General features: G+C 59.1%; 3 protein-coding genes. 2 read left to right on the top strand and 1 reads right to left on the bottom strand.

The annotated features are described in order from the left end of the window. Positions 1-405: 405 nt before the first annotated feature. A complete protein-coding gene (locus ABSE61_RS36540) occupies positions 406-1,368 on the bottom strand; it encodes a LysR family transcriptional regulator (protein WP_423876012.1) in 963 nt (320 codons plus the stop codon). A 236-nt stretch (positions 1,369-1,604) separates the two neighbouring features. Between ABSE61_RS36540 and ABSE61_RS36535 the strand changes: the two genes are divergently transcribed. After that, on the top strand, positions 1,605-2,516 hold the full coding sequence (locus ABSE61_RS36535; protein WP_423876011.1) for a Bug family tripartite tricarboxylate transporter substrate binding protein: 912 nt from the start codon (positions 1,605-1,607) through the stop codon (positions 2,514-2,516). Continuing rightward, the gene (locus ABSE61_RS36530) at positions 2,419-3,720 is read left to right on the top strand and encodes an FAD-dependent monooxygenase (protein ID WP_423876010.1); all 1,302 of its coding nucleotides are present in this window, start codon (positions 2,419-2,421) and stop codon (positions 3,718-3,720) included. Before ABSE61_RS36535 ends, ABSE61_RS36530 begins: the two co-directional genes overlap by 98 nt. Positions 3,721-3,823: the final 103 nt, after the last annotated feature.

Raw genomic sequence — 3,823 nt, 5'->3', positions numbered from 1 at the left:
ACTGACGCCGACACATTGAGGCTCGTCGCCATTGAAGCAGGTCTCTGTGCAGCGGATTGAAGTCGTGGGGAGATCATGGGGTCAATGACCTCAGCTCACTTTGGGTCCGTCGTTCGACCGGCTTATTACTGATCAATATTGACCAATCAGCCGGTGCAAGTGGCTCGGCAGATCGTGGAAGTGTCCTCCTTGGGTCATTCGCGTCGTTTCCGCATGTTGATTGCACGTCCGCTTTACCCCATGAACCGACATCGTCAGTAAGACTGACCACGTCGGAAAAGTGCCAGAACCAGGCATTCCGCACATCGCAGCCTACAGTGCGTCTCCAGCGTAAGATCGGATGGCCAAGCCATTTGGATCGTACCCAGACTCGGCAAACGCTTGTCTCCACGCTTCGTATGGTGACTATGCGCGTCGCCCAGTTGCTCGCTTCGCAGAGCCGCGCTTCGGCTTGCCGGGTTGCGAGGCCGAAAATACCTCGCGCATGTGCGCAGCGAGGGACTCACAAAAATCCCTGGCGTAAGGCGGGAGCGCGCGGCGTTTGTCCCAGAGAGCTGCCCACGGCTCGCGCAACGGTCTGCGCCGATGCATGATTCGAACAACGCGGAGGCGATAGCGATGTGTTGGTAGCATGGAGGGTACAATCGCCACGCCGTGGCCGGCTTCTGCAAGCGCCAGCAACGCCTGCGGCGACCGACTCTCGACAAAAATATTGGGTTTTAGTCCCGCGAGACGGCAGGCCGCATTGAACGTGCCGCGAACCACGGAACTGGAGTCCAGGAGCAGGAGCGGGTAGCGGGCAAGTTTGGCAATGTCGATGTTTCCCCCGGTTCCAAACGCAAGCGAGGTATGGCTGGCAGCAAAAAACTCCATTGGAGGTAGCGGAAAGTTGTCGAAGGGGTGATCGTCGGTCTGTATCGTCTGCATCAGGCAGATGCTGAGATGGACGTCGCCGCGTTCCAACTTGTCAAGCAGGCTTGGACCCACCGCTTCGATCAGCTTGACTTGCACATCTGGCCGGCGTTCGGCGTATCGATGCAGGAATGCGGAAAACACACCTTCCATCGTTTGTGGTGTGGTCGCAACCTTCAGGATTCCGGTGTCGGCTCGCCGCAGCCGTCGAGCGCGCTCGCTGAACGACTCGACTGCGCCAAAGACGGCGCGGCAATCGCCGAGCAATTGCTCGCCCTCGCCGGTCAGGACCAGGCGGCGGCGAACGCGATCGAACAGCTTAAGCCCGAGCTCGTCTTCGAGCTCCTTGATTTGGCGGGACAATGCGGGCTGGGCGACTCGGAGGCGCAGCGATGCCTTCGAGACAGTCCCCTGCTCGGCAACGGTGACGAAGGTTCGCAAGTGCCGAAGATCCATGGCTGGCGAGTTTATGCCCGTTCGGCATGAAGTGGTAGATCAATTATGTATTGGATTTCTCGGAGGTTGCATTGCATGCTGAGGTCTGCATCAGCGCTGCGCCTCTGGCCGTGTGGCCAGCATAGCCCTCTCGCGGAATCCGCGATATTTTTGGGAGGACCGCCATCAAACGTCCCCACCGGCGACAATTTCTCCATCTGGCCGCCGGCGTCGCCGCGTTCCCGGCCGCGTCACGGATGGCATGGGCGCAAAGCTATCCGTCGCGGCCGGTGCGGATCGTCGTCGGCTACGCCCCGGGCGGCACGACTGACTTCTCTGCACGCTTGATAGGACAGTGGCTGTCGGAGCGGCTCGGCCAACCATTCATTATAGACAACCGGCCTGGTGCTGGCAGCAATGTCGCCACCGAGGGAGCGGTGCGCGCACCGGCAGACGGCTATACGCTCCTGTTGGCCTCGATATCGAACGCAATTAACGCAACGCTCTACGACAAACTCAATTTCAATTTCATCCGCGACATCGCGCCGGTCGCGGGCATCATCCGCGTGCCCAATGTAATGGAAGTTAATCCCGCAGTACCTGCCAAGACCGTTCCCGAATTCATCGCGTATGCCAAAGCCAATCCGGGCAAGGTCAATTTTGCCTCGGGCGGCGTCGGCTCGTCGACACATGTGTCAGGAGAGCTGTTCAAGTTGATGACGGGAGTCAACATGGTGCACATACCCTATCGGGGCACCGCACCGGCAGTGACCGATCTCATTGCGGGGCAGGTCCAGATCATGTTCGACAATTTACCCGGATCGATCCAGTACGTCCGGGCGGGGACGACGCGTGCGTTGGCGGTGACCACGACCGAGCGCTCGGACGCGCTGCCGGACCTGCCGACGGTCGCCGATTTTGTGCCGGGCTACGAGGTTAGCGCTTGGTTCGGCCTTTGTGCGCCGAAGAATACCCCTAGGGAGGTCATTGCCAGGCTCAACGAGGAAATCAATGCCGCGTTCGTGGATGCCAAAATGAAAACCCGGCTTACGGATTTCGGCGGCATGGCGCTTGCGGGCTTGCCCGCCGATTTCGGAAAGCTCATCAGCGACGAGACCGAGAAATGGGGCAAGGTGGTCCGAGCAGCCAACATTTCGCCGACCGGCTAGACGAGCAATTACCTTGGAACTCTCGCGGATATCGATCATCGGGGGCGGCATCGGCGGCCTGAGCGCCGCACTCTCACTCCAGCATTTCGGCTATCGTGTTTCGGTGTTTGAGCAGGCGCGAGAGCTTCGAGAGATCGGTGCAGGTGTGGCGATCTCGCCGAATGCGATGCACGCGCTCAGCTTTCTGGGGGTTGGCGAACGGGTGACGAGAGAAGCCGGCCCCGCAGAGAGGTATCTCATGCGCCATTTCCAAACAGGCGCTGTGATCAAAACCAGGTGGACGGGACCAGAATACTTCGAGCGATTCGGCGCTCCGTATCATCAAGTGCATCGCGCGGATCTTCATGCGGCACTTGCCGCTGCAATCCTTCACAACGATCCCGACTGCATCTTTCTCGATCACCGTTTTGAGACGTTGAAGCAGGATCACAAACACGTCGTCGTGACGTTCGCTGGCGGAAAAACATACACAAGCGATATTTTGATAGGCTGTGACGGCGGCGCCTCCAAGGTACGGACCTGTGTCTTCGGAGATGAAGTCGTCAATTACACCGGCCAGGTCGCGTTTCGTGCGCTTCTGCCGATGGCGAATGTGCCGGGCGGCATCAAGAAGATTCCTTACGCCATGTTCGTTGGAGTCAACCGGAACCTGCTGCATTACCCATTGCGCCACCGAACCGTGATGAACGTGGTTTGTTTCGCCCGCGAACCAAAGTGGCAGGAGGAAGGGTGGATGATTCCCGCCACGATTGACGAGTGGGTCCGCCTTCACAACGATTTCCATCAAGATGCGTTGGACCTGATACACGCGGTTGCACCAGGAACGTTATTCAAATGGGGGCTTCGTGATCGCGAGCCGCTCCAGCAATACACCAAGGGACGCGTGACTATGCTCGGGGATGCCGCGCATCCCATGACACCGTTTCTAGGTCAAGGCGCCTGCATCGCGATCGAAGACGCGATGGTGCTTGGGCGCGCGTTCGCAGCCGCGGGGACATTTGAGGAAGCGTTTGGCATTTATGAGAATGCGCGAAAGGAGCGCGCGAACGGGGTCCAACTCGCTTCCCGCCAGCAGGCTAACGAGGTTCAAGGCGCTACGGAAAGAGGCCCAAATCCCGGAACAGGCGCCGAGATGCGTGGCCTGTATTCTTACAATCCCGTGACCGTACCGCTCGCCCCGATGGGCGACGTGGCTCCAGTTTAGTATTGGCTCGCCACGTGGGGCGCGCCCGAGTCTGTTTTGGGTCGATTGTGTTGAAAAATTCGGTTTGCGCTGAAGTACGAAATTTTTAAGCGTCGCAGACGTG

It is taken from the genome of Bradyrhizobium sp. (genome assembly GCF_049519115.1).
GTDB lineage: Bacteria > Pseudomonadota > Alphaproteobacteria > Rhizobiales > Xanthobacteraceae > Bradyrhizobium.
The sequence above is the reverse complement of the archived record's forward strand: the minus strand, read 5'-3'. Positions and strand labels throughout refer to the sequence as shown.

Coding starts and splice junctions, on each gene's coding strand:
- ABSE61_RS36540 (WP_423876012.1), bottom strand. CDS start 1,368: ATGGATCTTCGGCACTTGCGAACCTTCGTCACCGTTGCCGAGCAGGGG.
- ABSE61_RS36535 (WP_423876011.1), top strand. CDS start 1,605: ATGGCATGGGCGCAAAGCTATCCGTCGCGGCCGGTGCGGATCGTCGTC.